This window comes from Mycobacterium sp. NGS50, from assembly GCF_059812545.1.
In genome coordinates, this window is sequence record NZ_JCALCW010000013.1 from 1 (window position 1) to 20703 (window position 20703).

Genomic DNA, 20703 nt, shown 5'->3' on the forward strand with positions numbered 1-20703 from the left:
CGGCTGGGGCCGTCCCGGCGGTGTCTTAAAACCGATTCTCCGCCGCGACGGTGTCACGCAGGAGCCGCGAATCGACGGCGCCGTCATGAATTCTGCGCCGGCTGTCGATTTCGGCGGCGGTGCCGCGTCGGGATCTGTGCGAGGCTCGACAGGCGAGCCGCCAAACGAGGAGTACATGATGGCTGACTATCTGGTGATGATCTTCGCGCCGGAGGACGAAGCGCAGGCGGACTACGCCGAAGTGTCGACTGCGCATAGGGAGTTCATGCAGCGCAACGAATCGGCGCTGCGCGGCGGCAGCCGGCTGCGCCCGGCGCACACCGCCACCTCGATCCGCAGGGACAGCTCCGATGCGGTGACGGTGACCGACGGGCCGTTCTACGAGACCAAAGAGGTGCTCGGCGGCTACTACCTGATCGAGGCAGAGGATCTGGACGCCGCGATCGCGATCGCCAAGCAGGTGCCGACCCGAGGGGGCGTGGAGGTGCGGCCGATCTGGCCGGTCGGCGAGGAATGACCGGCGGCCACGCGCCGGTGGCAGCGACGCTGGCCGACGCGCATCGGCGCGAGTGGGCATTCGTGCTCGCCGCGACGGTGCGCGTCACCCGCGATCTCGACCTGGCCGAGGAGTGCGTGCAGGAGGCCTACGCCAGCGCCCTGTCGAGCTGGGAGACGTCGGGAGTGCCGCGCAATCCGGCCGCATGGCTGACCACCGCGGCCCGTAATCGCGCACTCGATCTCTTACGGCGCACACAGACGGCGCGGCGGGCGCTGCCGCTGCTGGTGATCGACCGGGACCCGGAAGAACCGCCCGAGCCGGACGCGATCGGAGACGACCGGCTGCGGTTGATCTTCACCTGCTGCCACCCGGCGCTGGCCGAGCCGTTGCAGGTGGCGCTCACACTGCGCCTGGTGTGCGGATTGACCACCGACGAGGTGGCCCGGGCGTTTCTGGTCAGCACCTCCACCATGGCCGCCCGGATCACCCGGGCGAAGAAAAAGATCGCGCAGGCGCGTATTCCCTATCGGGTGCCGTCGGTGGATCAGCTCCCGGAGCGGATCGACGCCGTGATCAACGTCGTGCACCTGCTGTTCACGACGGGGCACACCGCGCAGTCGGGCGACCGGTTGGTGCGGCACGACCTGCTGGAGCGCTCGCTGGACTTGGCCAGGATGCTGCACGCGTTGCTGCCGCAGGACGCTGCGGTCGCCGGGCTGCTGGCGTTGGTCCTGTTCGGGCATGCGCGTCGCGATACCCGGGTCGGCGCCGACGGCCGCCTGGTTCTGCTGCACGAGCAGGACCGCGACGCCTGGGACCGGCAAGCGATCGATGAGGGGATGCTGCTGGTTCGCGACGCGCTGCGGAACCGGCCCCCGCCCAGGTTCGCGCTGATGGCGGCCATCGCCGCAGTGCACGTGTCCGCCCCGAGCCGGGCAGCCACCGACTGGCGTGAGCTGGTCGGGTTATACGACCTGCTGGTCGAGATCTGGCCGTCGCCGGTGGTGGCGCTGAACCGCGCGGTCGCGGTCGGCGAGGCGTACGGGCCGCGGGCCGGCCTGGCCGAACTGGAACCGCTTGCCGACGAGCCGCAGCTGGCCGGCTATCACTACCTGCCGATGGCCCGGGCGGAGATGTCGCGCCGGCTGGGCCGCATCGCAGACGCCCGCCTGGCCTACCAGGAGGCCGCGCTGCTGGCACAGAATTCGGTCGAACGCGAATTCATCGTGGGCAAGCTCCGCGAACTCGACGCCCCTGATGGCAGCTGAGCGCTCGCGCCCCCGGGCCGCGCGGCTGAAAGGTGAACTGATAGAAAACTATAACGGTTTTACTTCTTCGTTAACTTACGACCGCGTAAGGTGCTGGCGGTATCAGAGTGAGACGCGTGACGGCCGGGGTCCATCGGGGGTCGCCGGGGATGAGGAGAGTATTGATGACGGCGCAGCCGATGAATCGTTCCCAGATGCGCATCGCGCTCACCGCGCTGTGCGCCGGAGTTTTGGCCGTCGCGCCGATGCACCCGGCCGCACCGGCGCTGCCCGAGGTGCACATCTCCGCGATCGACCTCACCGCTGCCCCGGTGCCGGACCCCGCCGATTTTCCGGCGTTCCCGGATCCGGTGAGCCTGAGCTACACCGACTACATCGACACCGTGAACCAGGCGTTCGCGGACTTCTCCGGCCATGTGCAGACCACCTTGAGCTGGCTCTACGACCAGTGGGGCAACGTCTGGACCGACTTCACCAGCACCATGGCCGGCGGGCTGGGCGCGTGGAATGACGCGTTCACCGACCTGGGCACCGACCTGAGTTACTGGACGACCGAGATCATGGACCCGACGATCCGGAATCTGCTCGAGACGATGAACCCGTCGGTGGGCGCGGTCAGCCTGTGCAACGTGCTGACCTTCGCCGTGGAAGGCCTGCAGGCCCAGTTCGACGCGCTGTCCCCCGAGTTGGCGGCCATGACCGCGTCCTACAGCCAGCAGATCATCGACGGCATGAACGACTTCTTCGATATGTGGACCGCGCTGTAGCGACCGCTTAGGCGAACGCCTCCACCGGCGGGCACGAGCAGACCAGGTTGCGGTCGCCGTAGGCGCCGTCGATGCGGCGCACCGGCGGCCACACCTTGGGCCGGTAGTCCCGGCCCAGCGGGTAGGCGGCCTGTTCCCGGGTGTAGGGGTGCTCCCACTTGTCGGCCAGCAGGCATTCGGCGGTGTGGGGGGCGCCGCGCAGCGGGTTGTCCTCGACCGGCCACTCCCCGGCCGCGACCCGGTCGATCTCGCCGCGGATCGCGATCATCGCCGCGCAGAACGCGTCGACCTCGGCCAGGCCTTCGCTTTCGGTGGGCTCCACCATCAGGGTGCCGGCCACCGGGAAGCTCATGGTGGGTGCGTGGAATCCGTAGTCGGCCAATCGCTTCGCCACGTCGTCGACACTCACCCCGGTGGCTTTGGTGATCGGTCGCAGGTCCAGGATGCACTCGTGGGCGACCATGCCGTTTTCGCCGGTGTAGAGCACCGGGTAGTGCTCGTCGAGCCGGCGGGCGATGTAGTTGGCCGACGCGATCGCGGTCAGTGACGCCGCGCGCAGCCCGGTCGCCCCCATCATCCGGATGTAGGCCCAGGTGATCGGCAGAATGGACGCCGAGCCGTAGGGCGCCGCCGACACCGGATGCCCGCCGGGCAGCTCGGCGGCCAGCGGATGGCCGGGCAGGAACTCGGCCAGGTGCGAGCGGACCGCCACCGGGCCGACGCCGGGGCCGCCGCCGCCGTGCGGGATGCAGAACGTCTTGTGCAGGTTGAGGTGGCTGACGTCGCCGCCGAACCGCCCCGGCCGGGCCAACCCGACCAGGGCGTTCAGGTTGGCGCCGTCGACGTAGACCTGGCCGCCGGCGTCGTGCACGGCCGCGCAGATCTCGGCGATGTCGTGCTCGTAGACCCCGTGCGTCGACGGATAGGTGATCATCAGCGACGACAGCTGTTCGGCGTGCTGAGCGACCTTGGCGCGCAGGTCGTCGAGATCGACGTCGCCGTTCTCGCGGCAGCCGACCACCACCACCCGCATCCCGGCCAGCGCCGCCGACGCGGCGTTGGTGCCGTGTGCGCTCGACGGGATCAGGCAGATGTCGCGGTGGGATTCACCGCGACTGGCGTGATAGTCGTGGATGGCCAGCAGGCCGGCATACTCGCCCTGCGATCCGGCGTTGGGCTGCAGCGACACCGCGTCATAGCCGGTGATGTGCGCCAGCCACGTCTCCAGGTCGGCGATCAGCCGGCGCAGGCCGGCGGCGTCAGCGGCCGGTGCGAACGGGTGCTGGCGGGCGAACTCCGGCCAGGTGATCGGTTCCATCTCGGCGGCGGCGTTGAGCTTCATCGTGCACGATCCCAGCGGAATCATGCTGCGGTCCAACGCGATGTCCTTGTCGGCCAACATCCGCAGATAGCGCATCATCGCGGTTTCGGTGCGGTAGCGGGTGAACGCCGGGTGGGTCAAGAACTCCGAGGTCCGGGTCGCCCACCGCTGGGTGGCCGTCGGCTGCGCGGCGGCCACCCCGACGGCCTGCAGCACCGCGGCAACATGGGCCTCGGTGGTGGCCTCGTCGCAGGCGATCGACACGTGATCGTCGTCGACCCGCCACAGGTTGATCCCGCCGGCCTTGGCGGCGGCGACGATCTCGTCGGCCCGGCCCGGCACCCGGGCCAGCACGGTGTCGAAGTAGGTGTCGTGCACCAACGCATCGCCGAGCGCGGCGGCGATCGCCGCGGCGCGGCCATGCACCCGGCGCGCGATCGCGGTCAGGCCGTCCGCACCGTGGTAGCTGGCGTACATAGCGGCCATCACCGCCAGCAGCACCTGTGCGGTGCAGATGTTCGATGTCGCCTTGTCGCGGCGGATGTGCTGTTCACGGGTCTGCAGCGCGAGGCGGAGACCCGGCCTACCATCTCTGTCCAGCGACACACCGACCAGCCGGCCGGGCAGCTGGCGGGCATGCTTGGCGTGCACGGCCAGGTACCCGGCGTGGGGTCCGCCGAACCCCATCGGCACCCCGAACCGCTGGGTGCTGCCGAACGCGACGTCGGCGCCGATCTCACCGGGCGGGGCGATCAAGGTGAGGGCGAGCAGGTCCGCGCCGAGGGCCACCAGTGCGCCGCGCTCGTGGGCCTGGGTGATCAGGTCCGCCCAGTCGCTGACCCGGCCACTGGCACCGGGCAGCTGGGCGATGACCCCGAAGAACTCGCCGTCGGGAAGCCCCGCACGCAGGTCGGCGGTGACGATCTCGATACCCAGCGGTTGGGCGCGGGTCGCCAGCACGGCCGCGGTCTGGGCGAACACGTCGACGTCGACGGCCAACCGGTTGGCCGTGTTTTTCGCGCGCGGCGCCGCACGAAGCATCAGGGTCATGGCCTCGGCGGCGGCGGTGCCCTCGTCGAGCATGGAGGCGTTGGCGATCTCCAGGCCGGTCAGGTCGGTGACCATGGTCTGGAAGTTCAGCAGCGCCTCGAGTCGGCCTTGGCTGATCTCCGGCTGGTACGGCGTGTAGGCGGTGTACCAGGCCGGGTTCTCCAGGATGTTGCGGCGCAGCACCGGCGGGGTGAGGGTGTCGTAGTAGCCCTGCCCGATCATCGACACCGCGACGGTGCTGGCGTCGGCCATCGCCCGCAGCTCGGCCAGCGCCTCGAACTCGGTGGCCGGCGCCGGCAACGCGTCCAGACCGGGGGCCGCACCCGCGGGAGTCAGGGCGTCGAGGATGCCGGCCGGCAGCGCCTTGGCGGCCAGTTCCTCGAGCGATGCGACACCGACGACGCCGAGCATGGTGGCGATCTCGGCGTTGTCCGGACCGATGTGGCGGTCGGCGAAGTCGTCGGACATGGGGACTCCTTGGCACTAGACGACAGAACTGCGGGTCCTCTCCCTCTGTCGTCTGCCCGGACCGGGCGCCTGAGAGATTCGGCACCGAACCCGGCGCCTTTCCCCATCGGCGGGTGGCCTGCCGCCACCGCTTTCCAGAGGCATCGATGCCCGCGCGGTCCGGGTGCCTGAGAGGTTGACGGAGAGGTGTTGCTCCTTCGGCGCCCGTGACTGGCTGTCACGAGACTCTCCCGCGCGAGGCGATGCGCGGACCAGTCTACCCAGGCACCGTTCCCCGGTGCGAACCTGCGCAGTTGCGCCACCCAAGGCGGGGTGGACGGTTCAACCCGGCACCCGCGGGGAGCGGTGCAGGGAACGTCAACCGATCTTGCGGTCGCGGTGCTTGCGGCGGGAGGCCAGTTCGTCCTCGGGCGCCGGGATCGCCTCGCCACCGTCGGCGCGCTCGCTGGGGAAGTCGGCGATCACCCCGGTCAGTTCGCGCATCGCACCGGAGACCGCGATACCGAACACGCCCTGCCCGCCCTGCAGCAAGTCGACGACCTCTTCGGCGGAGGTGCACTCATACACCGTGGTCCCGTCGGAGAACAGGGTGATGTTGGCCAGGTCGTGGACGCCGCGCTGACGCAGATGATCGACCGCAACCCGGATGTTGTGCAGCGAGATGCCGGTGTCGAGCAGCCGCTTGACGATCTTGAGGACCAGGATGTCCTTGAACGAGTACAGCCGTTGGCTGCCGGATCCCGCGGCACCCCGAATCGACGGCACGACCAGCGAGGTTCGCGCCCAGTAGTCGAGCTGACGGTAGGTGATGCCGGCGATCTGGCAGGCGCTGGGCCCGCGGTAGCCGACCAGCTCGTCGGGCACCGAGTCGTCGGGGAACAGCCCTGCCTGCACTGGCTCGCGCACTCCGGCGTCGGCGCCCTCGGAGCTGGATGCGTCACCTAGGTCCAGCTCTTCCTGGCGTGGCTGCTCGCCCACGGTGCTTCCTCTCGCCGATCGCGCTCTTGCAACTAGCAGTACCACTGGCTGGCCAGCGGCCGCGTGTGCTCAAGCCCGAGTGGTTGTGAGCATACGCTTTTCGACGGGGCCGTTGCGGCCGTTGACGCCGACTGGACCCGTCGAGTTCTGATCAAAGTATGGCCGTCGAAGCGGTCCGGCGACGCGACCGGCCGGGCGTGTCGAGGTTGTCGGACCAGTTGAGACGGATCCGTGATATTCAGGTTGCCTTGAAGTCATCCGGCGACACGCTGTCCAGGAACTCCTTGAACTTCTCCAGTTCGTCCTCGCGGACTTCGTCGTTCTTGTCCGGGATCAGCATGCCCGCCTCGGCCAGCACCGCTTCCTCCACATAGATCGGCACCCCCACCCGCAGCGCGATCGCCACCGAGTCCGAGGGCCGTGCCGACACGGTGATCTCCCGGTCGAAGATCAGGTCCGCGTAGTAGGTGCCCTCCCGCAGATCCACGATCCGGACCTCTTTGAGGGAATGCCCCAGTGCGCCAATCAGATCGCGGATCAAATCGTGGGTCAGCGGCCGCGGCGACTCGATGCCCTGCTGTTGCTGGGCGATCGCAGTGGCCTCGGTGGAGCCGATCCAGATAGGCAGGTACCGGTCGCCATCGGTCTCCTGGAGCAACAGCACTGGCTGATTCTGCGGTTGCTCGATCTGGATGCCGACCACACGAACTTCACCCATCTGTGCCCGCCCTCCGTATGTGACGCCCGTAGAAGAACCAGCCCGGCTGCAACACCAAGCCGTCGAGAAAAAAGTCTAGCCCTCAGCGGTGCAACACGTCGCGCACCGCCGACTTCACCAACGACGTGTGCAGGGTGAGCGCCAGGGCAGCGACTTCGCGGGCCAGGTCGTCGGCGCGGTCGCGGGCACCGGCCTTCCCGGCCTTGACCACCGGCCCGGCGATCTGCGCGATCAGATCGGATTGGCGGTCGGCGGCGGAACGAAACGCGCGAAGGTGGCGCGGTTCGACGCCGTATTCGGCCAGCGCCCGCGCGCATTGCAGGATGACCACCGCGTGCTCGTCGAAGAACCCGGCCGGTCCGGGGGTGATCACGCCCGCTTTGAGCAGCGCCGTCAACAGGTCGTCGTCCACACCGGAGCGGTCCAGCAGGTCCTCACGGGACAGCCGGACCCGGGTGGGCGCCACCGCCGCCGCGGTGTCGGATCCGGCGCCGGCGTCGGCCACCAGCCGGGGCACACCGTACGGCGATCCGGTCAGCGGCAGCTCCCCGTCGGGTTGGGCGTCCAGCTGCGCCTTGATCACCTTCAGCGGCAGGTACTGGTCCCGCTGCGCGGTGAGGATGAAACGCAATCGTGCACAGTCGTACGCGGTGAATCTGCGGTACCCCGAGGCAGCGCGCTGCGGCGTGACCAGTCCTTCGGCCTCCAGGAATCGAATCTTGGAGATCGTGACGTCGGGAAAATCCCCTCGGAGCAGATCCAGCACCGCCCCGATCGACATCCCGGCCAGCGCGGGCGTGTCGGGCGCAGTCACTAGCTGCCCGGCCCGCCCTCAGCGTCGCCGCCCTTGGGGCCGGTCAGGAAAACCAGGCGGAACTTGCCGATCTGGACTTCGTCACCGTTGGCCAGCACCGCGGAATCGACCGGCTCCCGGTTGACGTAGGTGCCGTTGAGGCTGCCCACGTCGACGACCTGGAACTCGCTGCCCTCCAGCCGGAACTCTGCGTGGCGACGGCTGACGGTGACATCGTCGAGGAAAATGTCGCTGTCGGGGTGCCGTCCGGCCGAGGTGGTGGGCTGGTCCAGCAGGAAGCGGGATCCGGCGTTCGGCCCCCGCTTGACGACCAGCAACGCCGAACCGGCCGGCAGCCCCTCGACCCCGGACACCGTGCTCTCGCCGCCCACCTGGGCCGGCGCGTCCAGTTCGTTGAGGAATTCCGCACGAAAGACCGATGTCGTCTCCACACTGACGTCGTCAGTGGTTTGGTCGTTGTCCTTCTCCGTCACCCGCTGCTCCTCACTGGCCGCTGTGGCGTTCTCTGATCAGGCCCGTTCGGGCCGTCCCGCCGACGATGCTGCTGCCGTATTGACCGTACCGCGCAACGGTCCACAATGTGCCCACGACCGGATGATCGTGAACCCGATGGGCCGCCGCGCGTTGGCAGGAACCTTAACAACTCTCACTCGCTGAGCGTTCCGCGGTAGGCATCGGCATCCAGCAGCGTCGCGATCGCCGTCTGCAACCCGGCGGCGTCGGCTTCCTCGACCTGCAAGTCCAGCAACCATCCCGCGCCGTAGGGGTCGGAGTTGACCAATTCCGGGTTGGTCGCCAGATCCTGGTTGACGGCAACTACTTTCGCGCTCACCGGGGCGAACAGGTCCGACACCGACTTGGTCGACTCCACCTCGCCGAAGGACTCCCCCGCCGTGACGGCGGCGCCGGCATCGGGCAACTGCACGAACACCACGTCGCCCAGCGCCGACTGGGCGAAGTCGGTGATGCCCACCCGCACCGTGTTCTCGCCGGTTCGGCGAACCCATTCATGATCGGCGGTGTAATGCAGGTCGGCTGGTACATCACTCACGGGGCTCACGGTTCCTTGTTCTCTCGGGTGTTCATTTGACGGGCTGAGCGTATTGCCGGGATTTCGGTTGCCGCAAGGCGGTCACCTCAACGTGGTCGTCCTGCTGGACCGACATGCTCCCGCCGACCCGCTTGACGCTGTCGACCGCGCCGCCGGGGATGTTCATCGCGGCGGCGAGTGTCGGTGAATCACCAATGGCCAAAACCGAATACGGTGGGCTGAAGGCGACCGCATCGATCTCCAGCGCGCCGGGAGCCCCGACCACCCAGGTGCTGACCCCGACACGCATCGTGTGGTGTCCGTCGCCGATCTCCATCGCCTCGGCGCCCGCTGCCCGCAGCTCGTTGATCACATCCAGCATGGTCTCGGGTGCCACCCCGCCCCGCGGATCCTCGATGCTGATGCGGACACCGGGCCCGCTGGCCGCCACGGTGCCGCTGAGAATGGCCAGTGCGGCCAGCCGCGCCTGCGCGTTCTCGATCGCGGCCTGGTCGTTGCTGCCGGATTGCTGCAGCGTGGCCAGGGTCTGTTGCAGATCGCTCACCTCGGTGTTCAGCGCGGCCTCGCGCTGGCGCAGCGAGTCCAGCAGCACCAGCAGGTCCGCGGGCCGGGCCGACTCCAGGGAGTCCCCGGAATCGTTCTGGCGCACCTGGGTCACGATGGCCACCCCGAGCACCAGACACAGCAGGATCGCCAGCACCGCGAACGCCGGGCGCGACCGGGTCCGACGCTGGCGCGGTCCCTCGTGGCGGCCGTGCGCGGGCTCTGGCTTCTCGGTCACCTCACGCCCCGAACAATCGGCGGCGCAGCGCGGCGGCATTGCCGAAGATGCGGATACCGAGCACCACGATGATCGCGGTGGACAGCTGCGTCCCCACCCCGAGCTGGTCACCGACGTAGACGATGAGCGCCGCGACCAGAACGTTGAACACGAACGACACCACGAACACCTTCGGGTCGAAGATCTTCTCCAGGTAGGCCCGCAGCCCGCCGAATACGGCGTCGAGCGCGGCGACCACCGCGATGGGCAGATACGGTTGCACCACCTCCGGCACGCTGGGATGCAGCACCAGCCCCAACACGATGCCGACGACAAGCGCCGCAATACCGATCATCGGTGTCTGCTCCCCATTCGGCTAGGCCCTCTGTTTGGCGAATTTGACGTCCCGGACCGCGCCTGCCGGCAACACCAGACCGTCTCCGGAGCTGACCGCCACGCCCACACCGTAGGACACCTCGAGCAGCCGCAGCCGGTACAGGCCGGCGCTGCGCTCGAAGGCGTCGCGCATGTCGTGCGGGACGCCGATCGCGACGATGTTGTAGGGGCTGCTGATCGGATTGTTGTCGACCAGGATCGCCCCACCGGCTTGGCGGATGGTGACGTTCGGACCGATGCGCACCCCGCCGACCGCGATCGCTTCGGCGTCGCTGGACCACAGCGAGTTGACGACCAGCTGCAGGTCACGGTCCAGAATGATCTGCTGGCTGCCGGCCACCCGCTGTTTGGAGACATCGGACAGGTTCCGGCTGACGCCGGGGTCGGTGATCGTCACCGTCAGCCCGGGCCCGATCACCTGGGTGTTGGCGGCGGCCAGACTGAGCTGGTCGAGGCCGGCCAGCAGCTTGCGGCCCTGGACGTCGTGGTTGAGCTGGCGCCGCTGCAGCTCGTCGACGTTCCGGCTGAGCGTGTCGCGGCGTGCGGCCAGGTCGTCGGTGGAGGCCTTGGCCGAGCGCACACTGCTGGCCAATACCTGTTGCGCGGCGTGCACACCGGGCTCCAGCGAACGCGCCTGCGCCACCGCCGCGGCGAACACGGTCGCCACCAGCAGGGCCGCAGCCGCCTGCCAACCCCAGCGGGACGGCCGGGACCGGCGGTCGCGTTGCGCCGCCGCGGCGTAGCCGGGGTCCAGGTGATCGGAGAGCAGCGAGCGCAGCAGCGAGGGCACCGGGATCAGCTCCGGCTGTCCGGCCGCGTGCGCCGGGCGCCCGGCGCCCGGCTCGTAGCCGCCCAACGCATAGCCGGGCAGCACCGGCTCCCGTTCAGCCATGCGCAGCCTTGGGCAACTGCTGGACCACCAGCACCACCTGCACCAGGTACACCACGAACGACCACAGATACATGGCCATGCCCCAGATCAGGAACGCCCAGCCCACCGCCAGCACCACCCGGCTCCACAGCGCGTCCCACTGGCCGAGCAGGATCAGCGGGAACGCCGACATCAGCGCGAACGTCGCCGCCTTGCCCAGATAGGTGACCGGCAGCGCCGACAGCCCGCGGCTGCGCAGCACCGGCAACGTCGCCGCCAGCAGCACGTCGCGCGCCAGCAGTACGGCGATCACCCACCACGCCACGATGCCGGCCAGTCCGAAGGAGATCGGGACCACCAGCATGTAGAGCCGGTCCACGGCCGGGTCGAGCAGCATGCCCAGCCGCGACGACTGGTTCATCAACCGGGCGATCTTGCCGTCCGCCCAGTCGGAGGCACCGCTGAACATCAGAATCGCCACCGCCCAGCCGTTCTGGTGGGCGACCAGCAGCACATAGAGGAACACCCCGATGAGGACCAGGCGGACCAGGCTCAACACGTTGGGCACGGTCAGCACCCGGTCGGTGGTGTCCCCGGGCTTCATGGGAGGGCTAACGGAAGACGCCGGGCAGGCTCAGCGCGGCAATGGTGTCGTCGGCGAGCGGGTTGTCGTGCACCATGTAGGTCCACGTCGATGTCGGCCGGGCCAGTTTGGACAGGTCGATGCCGGGTTCCTCCTCGATGGCGGCCGAGGTTTCGAACGTCTGCTGGGCGGCCTCGATGGCGTCGGCGGCCAGCGACGCGAACGCGTCGATCGCCATCCGGTGGAATTCGTCGAGCGGGTTCTGCCGGCCCAGGGCCCGCAGGTGGATGCTTTCCCGGACGTCGGCCAGGTAGGCCAGGTGATCGGCCCATCCGCGGTCGAGGTGGTACAGCATGATCAGCCGGCAGATCTTCTCCAGCTGGTCCTCGGAGAGTTTCTCGGAGTACTCCTGATAGCGCTTCGGGGCGAGCTCGGCCAGTTCCTGGCGGGCGGCGGACGTGGACAGCAAGGTGTTGCGGCGCTCGACGATGATCGCCCGCTGCTGGGCGGTCAATTCGTTGTAGCGCCAGGTATTGGCGTGGACGTCGAGCAGCCGGCCCTCGGCGACCCGCTGCGCGTGGTTGAGCAGCGGCCCGGCTTTGGCGCTGAGGATCTTGCCGTCTTCGTCGCAGGCCTCGGGCAGCTTGTCGGAATCCAGGTGCTCGCTGATCACGTCGTCTTCCCAGCTGGAGAAGAACACCGTCGATCCCGGGTCGCCCTGGCGGCCGGCGCGGCCGCGCAGCTGGTTGTCCAGCCGCTCGGTGCGGTGTCGACCGGTGCCGACCACGTGCAGCCCGCCGAGGTCGGCGACCGCCTGCTTCTCCGGCGCCGCATCCCCGATGTCGGAGCCGCCCAGCCGGATGTCGGTGCCGCGGCCGGCCATCTGGGTGGACACGGTCACCGCGCCCAGCTTGCCGGCCTCGGCGATGATCGATGCCTCTTCGGCGTCGTTCTTGGCGTTGAGCACCACCGCCGGCACACCGGCCTTGACCAGCCGCTCGTGCAGTTCCTCGGATTCGGCGACGTCGCGGGTGCCGACCAGGACCGGCTGGCCGCTGCGGTGCACCTCGGCGATGTGCTCGACGATCGCGTCGGCCTTGGCGGCTGCGGTGATGTACACCCGGTCGGCCTCGTCCTCGCGGATGTTCGGGGTGTTCGGCGGGATCTGCGACACGCCCAGCTGATAGAACTGCCGCAGCTGCTCGCCGGCGGCCAGCGCGGTGCCGGTCATGCCGCACACCGTCGGATACCGGTTCACCAGTGCCTGCACCGTGATGGTGTCCAGCACCTCCCCGGTCTCGGTGGTCTCGATACCCTCCTTGGCTTCGACGGCGGCCTGCAGACCGTCCGGCCAGCGCTGCAGCTGGGCGATCCGGCCGCGCGAGGAGTTGATCAGGTGCACCGCGTTGTCGCGGACGATGTAGTGCACGTCGCGCTGCAGCAGCACATGCGCGTGCAGGGCGACGTTGACCTCGGTGAGGGTGGTGCCGACGTGCTCTTCGGAGTACAGGTCGATGCCGCCGAGTTTTGCCTCCAGCTTCTTGGCGCCGGCCTCGGTCAAATGCACGTTGCGGCTGTCGCTGTCGGTGTCGAAATCGGTGCCGGCCCGCAGTTCACCGACCAGCCGGATGATCTCCACTCGGGGCTGCTCGCGGTGGGTGGTACCGGCCAGCACCAGCGGCACCAGGGCCTCGTCGACCAGCACGGAGTCCGCCTCATCGATGAGGGCTACGTCGGGATTCGGCGACACCAGATCGTCGACGTCGGTGACCAATTGGTCGCGCAGCACGTCGAAGCCGATCTCGTTGACCGACGCGTAGGTGACGTCGCATTTGTAGGCTGCCCGCCGCTCCTCGGCGCTGGCGTCGGCCGAGACCCAGCCGACTGTCAGGCCTAGCGCCTCCAACAGCGGACCCATCCACTCCGCGTCGCGGCGGGCCAGATAGTCGTTGATGGTGATCACGTGCACGTGCCGGCCGGCCAGTGCATAGCCGGCCGCCGCGATGGCACCGGACAGGGTTTTACCTTCGCCGGTGGCCATCTCGACCACATCGCCGGCCAGCATCCGCAACGCCCCGAGTAGCTGTACGTCGAACGGGCGCAGCCCGGTGGAGCGCTCGGCGGCTTCGCGGGCGATGGCGAGAAACTGGGGGATGTCGGCCGAATTGGCCAGATCCTCGAGGTTGAGCAGTTTGGCGGCCTGGCTGAGTTTCTCGTCGCTGAGACCGGACGCCTTGTCGGCGTATTCCGCCGATGTGCTCACCTCGGCCAGGGAACGACTCTGGTTCTTCTCGGCGCTGGCGCCGAGCAGCTTCCAGAACTTGCCGCTGAGCCGGCCCGGCTTGGTGCTGGTCGATTTGGCCACACGCTTACGGTACGCGACCCCGGCCACGCCTCTGGCGAGCGTGCGTGTCTCCGGCCGACGCGCCGAGGCACATCCCGGATCTGTGCCCATTCGCCGGTGGCGCGCGGTGCGGTAGCTTCGCCGCAGACAGCGCCGAGGCCGCGGCAGCGAGGAGGAGTCACCGGTGAAACCCTTCCAGCCGTCCAGGGACTGGGCGCATGAGCTGCCCGCGTCGCTGGTGTGGATCGGGCAGGCCTGGTCGATCAGCGCAGTGTGCCTATTGCTGGTGCTGGTCGTGCTGCGCTACACCACCCGGTGGGGCCGCCAGTACTGGCGGATCACCGGCGACTACTTCACCGGCCGCCACGGTATCCGGGCGTGGCTGATGTCGGGTGTGCTGCTGTTGTCGGTGGTGACCGCGGTGCGGCTGAACGTGCTGTTCAGCTACCAGGGCAAAGACCTGTACAACGGTCTGCAGAAGGCGCTGGAAGGTCTGGGCGCCCACAATGACGCGATCGCGCAGTCCGGCAAGCACGGGTTTTGGCTCTCGCTCGCCATCTTCAGCCTGATGGCGGTGCTGCACGTGGTGCGCACCATGCTCGACATCTATCTGACGCAGCACTTCATCATCGGCTGGCGGGTATGGCTCACCGACCGCCTCACCGGCGACTGGCTGGACGGTCGGGCCTACTACCGGGGGCGGTTCATCGACGCCACCATCGACAACCCGGATCAGCGCATCCAGCAGGACATCGACGTCTTCACCACCGGGGCCGGGGCGACACCCAACGTCCCGTCCAACGGCACCGTCGACATCCTGCTGCTCGGCGCGGTGCAAGCGGTGTTGTCGGTGGTGTCGTTCGCGGCGATCCTGTGGAATCTGTCGGGTCCGCTGACCCTGGCCGGCCTGACCCTGCCCCGCGCGATGTTCTGGATCGTCATCGTCTACGTGCTGGCCACCACGTTGATCGCGTTCTGGCTGGGACGGCCACTGATCCGGCTCAGCTTCCGCAACGAGCTCACCAACGCGGCCTTCCGTTACGCGCTGGTCCGATTGCGCGACGCCGCCGAAGCGGTCGGCTTCTACCGCGGCGAACGGGCCGAACGCCGCCAGTTGCGCCAGCGGTTCCGGGCGGTCATCGACAACTACCTACGGTTCGTGAACCGCACCGTCGTGTTCATGGGCTGGAATGTGTCGATGAATCAGGTCATCGTGCCGTTGCCCTGGGTGGTTCAGGCGCCGCGACTGTTCGCCGGGCAGATCGAGCTCGGCGACGTCGGGCAGACGGCGAGCGCGTTCGGCAGCATCCACGATTCGCTGTCCTTCTTCCGCAACCACTACGCCAATTTCACCAGCTACCGGGCCGCGATCATCCGCCTGTACGGCCTGGTCACGGCGGACGACGAAAGCCGGCGATTGCCAGAGCTATTGGCGGTCCCCAGCGAGGACGGCACGGTCGTCATCGAGGGCGTCGAGGTGCGTAGCCCGGCCGGCGAGCAGCTCATCGACGCCCTGGACCTTCAGCTGGTGCGCGGCGACGCCGTGGTGATCACCGGCGCGTCGGGCAGCGGAAAGACGACGCTGCTGCGCAGCCTGGCCCAGCTGTGGCCCTACGCGTCGGGCACATTTCGCCGCCCGGACGCCGACCACGAGACCATGTTCTTGTCCCAGCTGCCCTACGTGCCGCTGGGCGACCTGCGGGCGGTGGTGTGCTATCCCGCTTCCGCCGAAGACATTTCGGATCAGGCGCTGCGCGACGTGTTGGTCAAGGTCATGTTGCCGCATCTGGTTGACCGGCTCGATGAGCAGCAGGACTGGGCCAAGGTGCTCTCCCCGGGCGAACAACAACGGGTGGCGTTCGCCCGGGTGCTGTTGACCGGGCCGAAGGCGGTGTTCCTCGATGAGGCCAGCTCGGCTCTGGACGAGGGGCTGGAGCTGACGCTGTATAGCTTGCTGCGCAGCGAGTTACCCGACACCATCGTCGTCAGCGTCAGCCACCGTCCGACCGTGGAGCCCCACCACGATCAGCGCCTGGAGCTGCTGGGCGCCGGACGGTGGCGGCTCGGGCCGGTGGAGTCAGCATCCGTGTAGCCGCCTCGACCACGAGCGTGCACACAATGCCAGGTTTTGAGCCGTTTTGACGTACATTTGCGCACGCTCGCGCCGTTGGCTATCCGGCCCGCGCAGCCGCGTGGGCGCCGGCGCGGCGGCCGAAGAACGAGCCCTCCCCCAGCTGGGTGCCGCTGGCGTAGCCCTTACCGTCCTGGGCGATATTGGCCGCGCAGGCACCGGCGGCGTACAGCCCCGCGACGACGCTGCCGTCGCCGCGCATGACTTCACCGTCGACCGAGGTCCGCAGGCCGCCGATGGTGAACCCGGCGTACATCGCCTTGCCCAGCGACAGGTCGAAGGCACCCCACGGCCCGGTGTCCTGCGGTGCGAGGAATTCCGGTTGCTTGTGGAAGTCGGGGTCCTCACCGCGAGCGGCGTTCTCGTTGTAGCGATCCAAAGTGGCTACCAGGTTGCCGGCCGGAATCCCCAGCGCGGCTTCCATTTCGGCGACTGTCTCCCAGCCGTCGATCAACGGCACCAGCGGCACCTGTGGGTGCTTGAGGTGCTTCTCGTCGACGATCAGGAAGGCCGCGCTGTCCGCCTGATCCATCACGAAACCCGAAGTCCGGGAGTGATAGGAGTCCTCGGTGACGAACCGCTGCCCGTCCTTGTTGACGATGATGCCGGTCAGCAGAATCGACGGTGGGTACACCGGCGCGGTGATGAACACCTGGTCCATGTGTTTGGTCGCCCCGCCGGCGGAGATACCCAGCCGGATCCCGAGGCCGTCGTCGTAGGTGTTGCCCAGCACGAACGGCTTTTCGGCCAGCTTCGGGGTGTGCTCGGCGACCATCTCCGGGTTCATCACGAACCCGCCGGCGGCGACGATCACCGCCTTGGCCCGGATCGCGCCGGCTTCGGTGAACCGCTTCCACACCACGCCGCTCACCGCGCCGCCGGCGTCGAGCGCCAGGGCGCTCGCCCCGGTTTCGTAACGGATTTGCACGCCGAGTTGTTCGGCGCGCTTGAGCAGCAGGTCGATCACCAGCTTGGCACCCTCGGTGTCGCCGGGCACCGGAACCTTGTGTCCGCGCGGCGCCGGAATCGCCTGTTCCTTGAACGGCCAGACCTTCTCGTTGCCGGTGTACATCAGCCCCTCGGTGTTGGGCTGGATCACCGCCTTCTCCGGGTAATAGCTGCGTTCGAACTGGAAACCCAAGTCCTCCAACCAATTGAAGTGCTCGACGCTGCCGTCGCAGTAGGCCCGGATCTTGTCATGTTCGGGTTCGCGCGACACCGCCACCAGGTACTTGTACATCTCGTCGGCAGAGTCGTCGTGGCCGGTGGCCTGCTGGACGGCGGTTCCGCCGCCGAGGTAGAAGTGCCCGCCGGCCATGGCGGTGGTGCCGCCGGCCGCGGCAGCGCGTTCGAGCACCAGTACCCGGGCACCGGCGGCCGCCGCGCTGACTGCCGCGCAGCCGCCGGCGATGCCGAAACCGACCACCACCACGTCGACGTCGTCCGACCACTCGGACACGTCGTCAGCCGCGACTGTTGCTGGGATCTCGGTACTCATCGGTGCCACTCCTCCTCATCGCTGCGCTCTGCATCGTCGCCGGCACGGCTCATCGGTGCCACTCCTCCTCATCGCTGCGCTCTGCATCGTCGCCGGCACGGCTCATCGGTGCCGCATCGGCTATTGCTGCTGCTGTTTGATGTATTCGAAGAAGGCCCGGATTTCCGGGCCGATGCGGGCGAACTCCACGAACGGCACCGCGGCGTCGGCGGCGGAGACGTAGGCGAACTCCATGCCGCCGGTCATCACACCGCGCTGGACCTCCACGGCGCCCTGCGCGGCCGCCGCGTCGACCGCGGCGCCGACATCGTCGACCTCGATGCAGATGTGGTGCAGCCCCGAGCTGCCGTCGCGAAGAAAGTCACTATAGATATTCTCGCCGCGGACCGGCTGGATCAGCTCCAACTGCATGTCGCCGAGGTAGCTCAAGGAGATGCTGGCCACGAAGTCGGCGGGCGCGCCACGGTAGGTGCAGCTGTCCGGGTCGAAATGGACCTCCGGCATGCGCACCCACTTTTTGATGCCGAACAGACCGGTGAGAGCGTTTTCAGTGGCGTCCAGGTCAGGCGTGACCCACGCGATCTGGACAGGTGTCCGGGCAGAAGAACTCATTGCCTGGCAGGATAGCGCAGCCCGCGCTCGGGCAGAAGATGGTTGCCCGACTGATGGGACAATCGCAGTTCAGTAGCAGATGAACACGTTCTACTTTCAGTGCCCGAGCTCAGGCCACCGGCGCGGGATTGCTGACGTCTTCGCGCACCTGCTGGGTGATGGCCTGCCAGGACACCGCGGCCGGGTACGCCCCCCAGGTGCTGTTGAACAGGCCGACGATCCGGGCCGGCCCGCCGGCGCCGACCACATAGACCGGCCCGCCCGAGTCGCCCTTCTGGCTGGTGACACCGTGGCTCATGGTGAACCACCCGTTGTTGACGCTCTCGACGGTCCCGCAGCTCTCCCCGGTGACGACCCCGAAATGGCAGACCGCATCGCCGGGGTGCACCGCCAGCCCGGGTTCGGATTCCAGCGGCCGGCCACTGGGCAGGATGTTGTTGAGCGCCACATCATCGTCCAACACGATCGCCTCGTAGTCGGCGATCTGCTGGTCGGTGTTGACGGTGGCCCCGTTGGGGGTGTTGTCCCGAAACGTGGCCAGTTTGCCGATCACGCGGCGGTCTTTGTCGGTGACGGCTCCGCCCCCACGGCAGTGGCCGGCGGTGAAGGCCACCCGCAACATGGGGTCGACGTAGCCCAGCGTGCACAGATGGTTGTCCTGGTCGATCTGCATGCCCGGAAACACCAACACCGGGTCGGCGTGCACCCGCGGCGCCGGCAGCACGACCGCCGGGACGGCAGCGGCCACCACCGCCGCCAGCACTTGCCTAACCAACCTGTGCACCGCCGCCCCCGATCCGTCAGTGGCTGCCCAGGCTACCGGCACATCGCCGGCTCGTGGTGGCGATCGAGCAAAAAATGCCGCGGCGACCCAGATTATTAGCTGGGCCGCCGCGGAATCTGTCGATCTGATCAGGGAATCGTCAGCACCTGGCCGGGTTGGATCAGGTCAGGGTTCGGGATGCCGCTGGCGTCAGCGATCTGCTGGTATTTGCTGCCGTCGCCGTAGAACCGCTCGGCGATGGCCCACAGCGTATCCCCGGAGACGACGGTGTAGGTGCGGACCTCGGGTTCGGCCGGCGCGGGCTCGGGCTCGGGTTCGGGCGCAGCTGCTTCCTCGGCTTGCTCGGCAACGGGCTCCGGCGGCGGCGGGGCGTCGGTCTCGGTCTTGGTCGACCACGCCGCATTGTCACCGGAGTACAGCACCAGGTTGCGGTCGTCCTGCAGGACCAGCTTGACGTTCTTCTTGCCCTGGGTGTCGGTGTGCCACACCGGCTTGTCCGACGTGTACAGCACGAAGTTCCCGTCCTGCTGCACCTCGGCCCGCACCACGTTGTGTCCGTTGGTCCCGGTCGCCCAGATGGCCTTGCCCCGCACCGCCAACACCAGGTTGCCGTCGTCCTGCAGCGTCAGCGTGTAGGCCCCGTTGTTCGAGGTCAAGGATTCACCCTTGATGAGCTTCTTGCCTTCGGTGAGCGTGTCTCCCACGTCATAACCCTTCCGGTCAGTCCGGCTGGCGAGTTCCAGCCGGGCGCAGATCCAACGACGGCGAGCTTACCCAGACCGGTCAGCGGCATGCAGGGTTAGCCGCAGCCGGAATTCAAACTCACGGCTAATCCTTGGCTAAGGCACGGGGCTGCCAGCCCGGCGGCCCGAAGATGAACCCGAGCCTCTCCCGAAGCCCGGTCGCCGACCGCACATCGCGTGCGATTGCACGGTATTCGTGCACCTGCAGCGTCCAGATGTTGAACGTGTCGACCTGGGTGGTGAGCCCGTAGTGCGGGCGGAACGACTCGGGCTCAAACGTCCCGAACATCCGGTCCCAGATGATCAGGATCCCGCCGTAGTTCTTGTCCAGGTATTCGCGGTCCATACCGTGATGCACCCGGTGGTGTGATGGCGTATTGAGAATGAACTCCAGCGGCCGGGGCAACTTGTCGATGCGCTCGGTGTGCACCCAGAACTGGTAAATCAGATTCACCGAGAAGCTGGCGAACACCATCCATGGCGGAATACCCAATAGCGGCAGTGGAATCCAGGCAAGTATCTCCCCGCTGTTGTTCCACTTCTGGCGCAGTGCGGTGGACAAGTTGAAGTACTGGCTGGAGTGGTGCGCCTGATGCGTGGCCCAGATCAGCCGCACCCGGTGCCCGGTGCGGTGATAGAGGTAGTACAGCAGGTCCACCCCGAGCAGCGCGATCACCCACGTGTACCACCGCGTCGCCGGCAGCTGCCAGGGCGCCAGATAGGTGTAGATCGCGGAATAGCCGAGCAGCGCGACGAACTTCCAGCCTGCGGTGGTGGCTACCGAGACGAGCCCCATCGAGATGCTGGTGCGCGCATCGGGGCCGAAGTAGGCGCCCACCGCGGGCCGGTTCGCGCCACCGGCCCGCTCGAGGCGTTCGAGTTTGCGGGCCGCCATCCACTCCAGGGTCAGCAGCAACAGGAAGAACGGGATCGCGAACAGCACCGGATCCCGCATCTGCTCGGGCAGCACGGACAGAAAATCCGTGGTGGCATCCATACCGGGCAGCCTAATCGCTGGTGGCATCGGGGCGTCGTGGGCTACGGTTC

General features: G+C 68.0%; 20 protein-coding genes, 1 pseudogene and 1 riboswitch. Of the genes and pseudogenes, 4 read left to right on the top strand and 17 right to left on the bottom strand.

Annotation, left to right across the window (positions count from 1 at the left end; genetic code table 11):
- The first annotated feature begins 178 nt into the window (after positions 1 to 178).
- From AC5Y36_RS11220 to AC5Y36_RS11230, 3 genes are all read left to right on the top strand, one after another.
- Entirely contained in the window at positions 179 to 517 is a 339-nt protein-coding gene (locus tag AC5Y36_RS11220; RefSeq protein WP_500040973.1) for a YciI family protein, read from the top strand.
- The gene (locus tag AC5Y36_RS11225; protein WP_500040974.1) at positions 514 to 1767 is read left to right on the top strand and encodes an RNA polymerase sigma factor; all 1254 of its coding nucleotides are present in this window, start codon (positions 514 to 516) and stop codon (positions 1765 to 1767) included. The genes AC5Y36_RS11220 and AC5Y36_RS11225 overlap by 4 nt, the downstream gene beginning before the upstream one ends.
- Before the next feature lie 164 nt (positions 1768 to 1931).
- On the top strand, positions 1932 to 2534 hold the full coding sequence (locus AC5Y36_RS11230; protein ID WP_500040975.1) for a hypothetical protein: 603 nt from the start codon (positions 1932 to 1934) through the stop codon (positions 2532 to 2534).
- Between the two features lie 7 nt (positions 2535 to 2541).
- On the opposite strand, the gene gcvP is transcribed toward AC5Y36_RS11230, so the two are convergent.
- The 11 genes from gcvP to secA2 form a co-directional block, all read right to left on the bottom strand.
- Positions 2542 to 5373, bottom strand: a complete 2832-nt coding sequence (gcvP, locus tag AC5Y36_RS11235; RefSeq protein WP_500040976.1) for an aminomethyl-transferring glycine dehydrogenase — start codon at positions 5371 to 5373, stop codon at positions 2542 to 2544.
- A gap of 145 nt (positions 5374 to 5518) precedes the next feature.
- A riboswitch (glycine riboswitch) is annotated at positions 5519 to 5616 on the bottom strand.
- Between the two features lie 114 nt (positions 5617 to 5730).
- Complete coding sequence (locus tag AC5Y36_RS11240) at positions 5731 to 6351, bottom strand: MerR family transcriptional regulator (RefSeq protein WP_500040977.1); 621 nt, start codon at positions 6349 to 6351, stop codon at positions 5731 to 5733.
- A 238-nt stretch (positions 6352 to 6589) separates the two neighbouring features.
- On the bottom strand, positions 6590 to 7069 hold the full coding sequence (locus tag AC5Y36_RS11245) for a bifunctional nuclease family protein (RefSeq protein WP_500040978.1): 480 nt from the start codon (positions 7067 to 7069) through the stop codon (positions 6590 to 6592).
- A gap of 82 nt (positions 7070 to 7151) precedes the next feature.
- Entirely contained in the window at positions 7152 to 7883 is a 732-nt protein-coding gene (ftsR, locus tag AC5Y36_RS11250; RefSeq protein WP_500040979.1) for a transcriptional regulator FtsR, read from the bottom strand.
- Positions 7883 to 8356, bottom strand: a complete 474-nt coding sequence (gene garA, locus AC5Y36_RS11255) for a glycogen accumulation regulator GarA (protein ID WP_500040980.1) — start codon at positions 8354 to 8356, stop codon at positions 7883 to 7885. The genes ftsR and garA overlap by 1 nt, the downstream gene beginning before the upstream one ends.
- Before the next feature lie 173 nt (positions 8357 to 8529).
- Positions 8530 to 8934 carry a glycine cleavage system protein GcvH gene (gcvH, locus tag AC5Y36_RS11260; RefSeq protein ID WP_500040981.1) on the bottom strand — a complete coding sequence of 135 codons (405 nt, stop codon included), beginning with the start codon at positions 8932 to 8934 and terminating at the stop codon, positions 8530 to 8532.
- Between the two features lie 31 nt (positions 8935 to 8965).
- The gene (locus tag AC5Y36_RS11265) at positions 8966 to 9754 is read right to left on the bottom strand and encodes a DUF881 domain-containing protein (RefSeq protein WP_500040982.1); all 789 of its coding nucleotides are present in this window, start codon (positions 9752 to 9754) and stop codon (positions 8966 to 8968) included.
- On the bottom strand, positions 9717 to 10049 hold the full coding sequence (locus tag AC5Y36_RS11270) for a small basic family protein (RefSeq protein WP_500040983.1): 333 nt from the start codon (positions 10047 to 10049) through the stop codon (positions 9717 to 9719). Before AC5Y36_RS11270 ends, AC5Y36_RS11265 begins: the two co-directional genes overlap by 38 nt.
- Positions 10050 to 10070: 21 nt before the next feature.
- Entirely contained in the window at positions 10071 to 10982 is a 912-nt protein-coding gene (locus AC5Y36_RS11275; protein ID WP_500040984.1) for a DUF881 domain-containing protein, read from the bottom strand.
- Complete coding sequence (locus tag AC5Y36_RS11280) at positions 10975 to 11565, bottom strand: CDP-alcohol phosphatidyltransferase family protein (RefSeq protein ID WP_500040985.1); 591 nt, start codon at positions 11563 to 11565, stop codon at positions 10975 to 10977. The genes AC5Y36_RS11275 and AC5Y36_RS11280 overlap by 8 nt, the downstream gene beginning before the upstream one ends.
- 7 nt (positions 11566 to 11572) lie before the next feature.
- On the bottom strand, positions 11573 to 13909 hold the full coding sequence (gene secA2, locus AC5Y36_RS11285; protein WP_500040986.1) for an accessory Sec system translocase SecA2: 2337 nt from the start codon (positions 13907 to 13909) through the stop codon (positions 11573 to 11575).
- Positions 13910 to 14072: 163 nt separating this feature from the next.
- Here secA2 and AC5Y36_RS11290 point away from each other — a divergent pair, with 163 nt between their 5' ends.
- Complete coding sequence (locus tag AC5Y36_RS11290; protein WP_500040987.1) at positions 14073 to 15980, top strand: ABC transporter ATP-binding protein/permease; 1908 nt, start codon at positions 14073 to 14075, stop codon at positions 15978 to 15980.
- Between the two features lie 79 nt (positions 15981 to 16059).
- On the opposite strand, the gene AC5Y36_RS11295 is transcribed toward AC5Y36_RS11290, so the two are convergent.
- From AC5Y36_RS11295 to AC5Y36_RS11320, 6 genes and pseudogenes are all read right to left on the bottom strand, one after another.
- Positions 16060 to 17517 carry an FAD-binding protein gene (locus AC5Y36_RS11295; protein ID WP_500040988.1) on the bottom strand — a complete coding sequence of 486 codons (1458 nt, stop codon included), beginning with the start codon at positions 17515 to 17517 and terminating at the stop codon, positions 16060 to 16062.
- A 13-nt stretch (positions 17518 to 17530) separates the two neighbouring features.
- Positions 17531 to 17604 (bottom strand): annotated as a pseudogene (locus tag AC5Y36_RS11300) (hypothetical protein); the annotation flags it as partial.
- A gap of 33 nt (positions 17605 to 17637) precedes the next feature.
- Positions 17638 to 18129: a VOC family protein gene (locus AC5Y36_RS11305; RefSeq protein ID WP_500040989.1), complete on the bottom strand. Its 492-nt coding sequence runs from the start codon at positions 18127 to 18129 to the stop codon at positions 17638 to 17640.
- A 109-nt stretch (positions 18130 to 18238) separates the two neighbouring features.
- On the bottom strand, positions 18239 to 18913 hold the full coding sequence (locus AC5Y36_RS11310; RefSeq protein WP_500040990.1) for an Rv1815 family serine proteinase: 675 nt from the start codon (positions 18911 to 18913) through the stop codon (positions 18239 to 18241).
- A gap of 128 nt (positions 18914 to 19041) precedes the next feature.
- Positions 19042 to 19617, bottom strand: coding sequence for a LysM peptidoglycan-binding domain-containing protein (locus AC5Y36_RS11315; protein WP_500040991.1), 576 nt, complete (start codon positions 19615 to 19617; stop codon positions 19042 to 19044).
- Positions 19618 to 19741: 124 nt separating this feature from the next.
- Positions 19742 to 20653 carry a sterol desaturase family protein gene (locus AC5Y36_RS11320; RefSeq protein ID WP_500040992.1) on the bottom strand — a complete coding sequence of 304 codons (912 nt, stop codon included), beginning with the start codon at positions 20651 to 20653 and terminating at the stop codon, positions 19742 to 19744.
- Between the last annotated feature and the right edge of the window lie 50 nt (positions 20654 to 20703).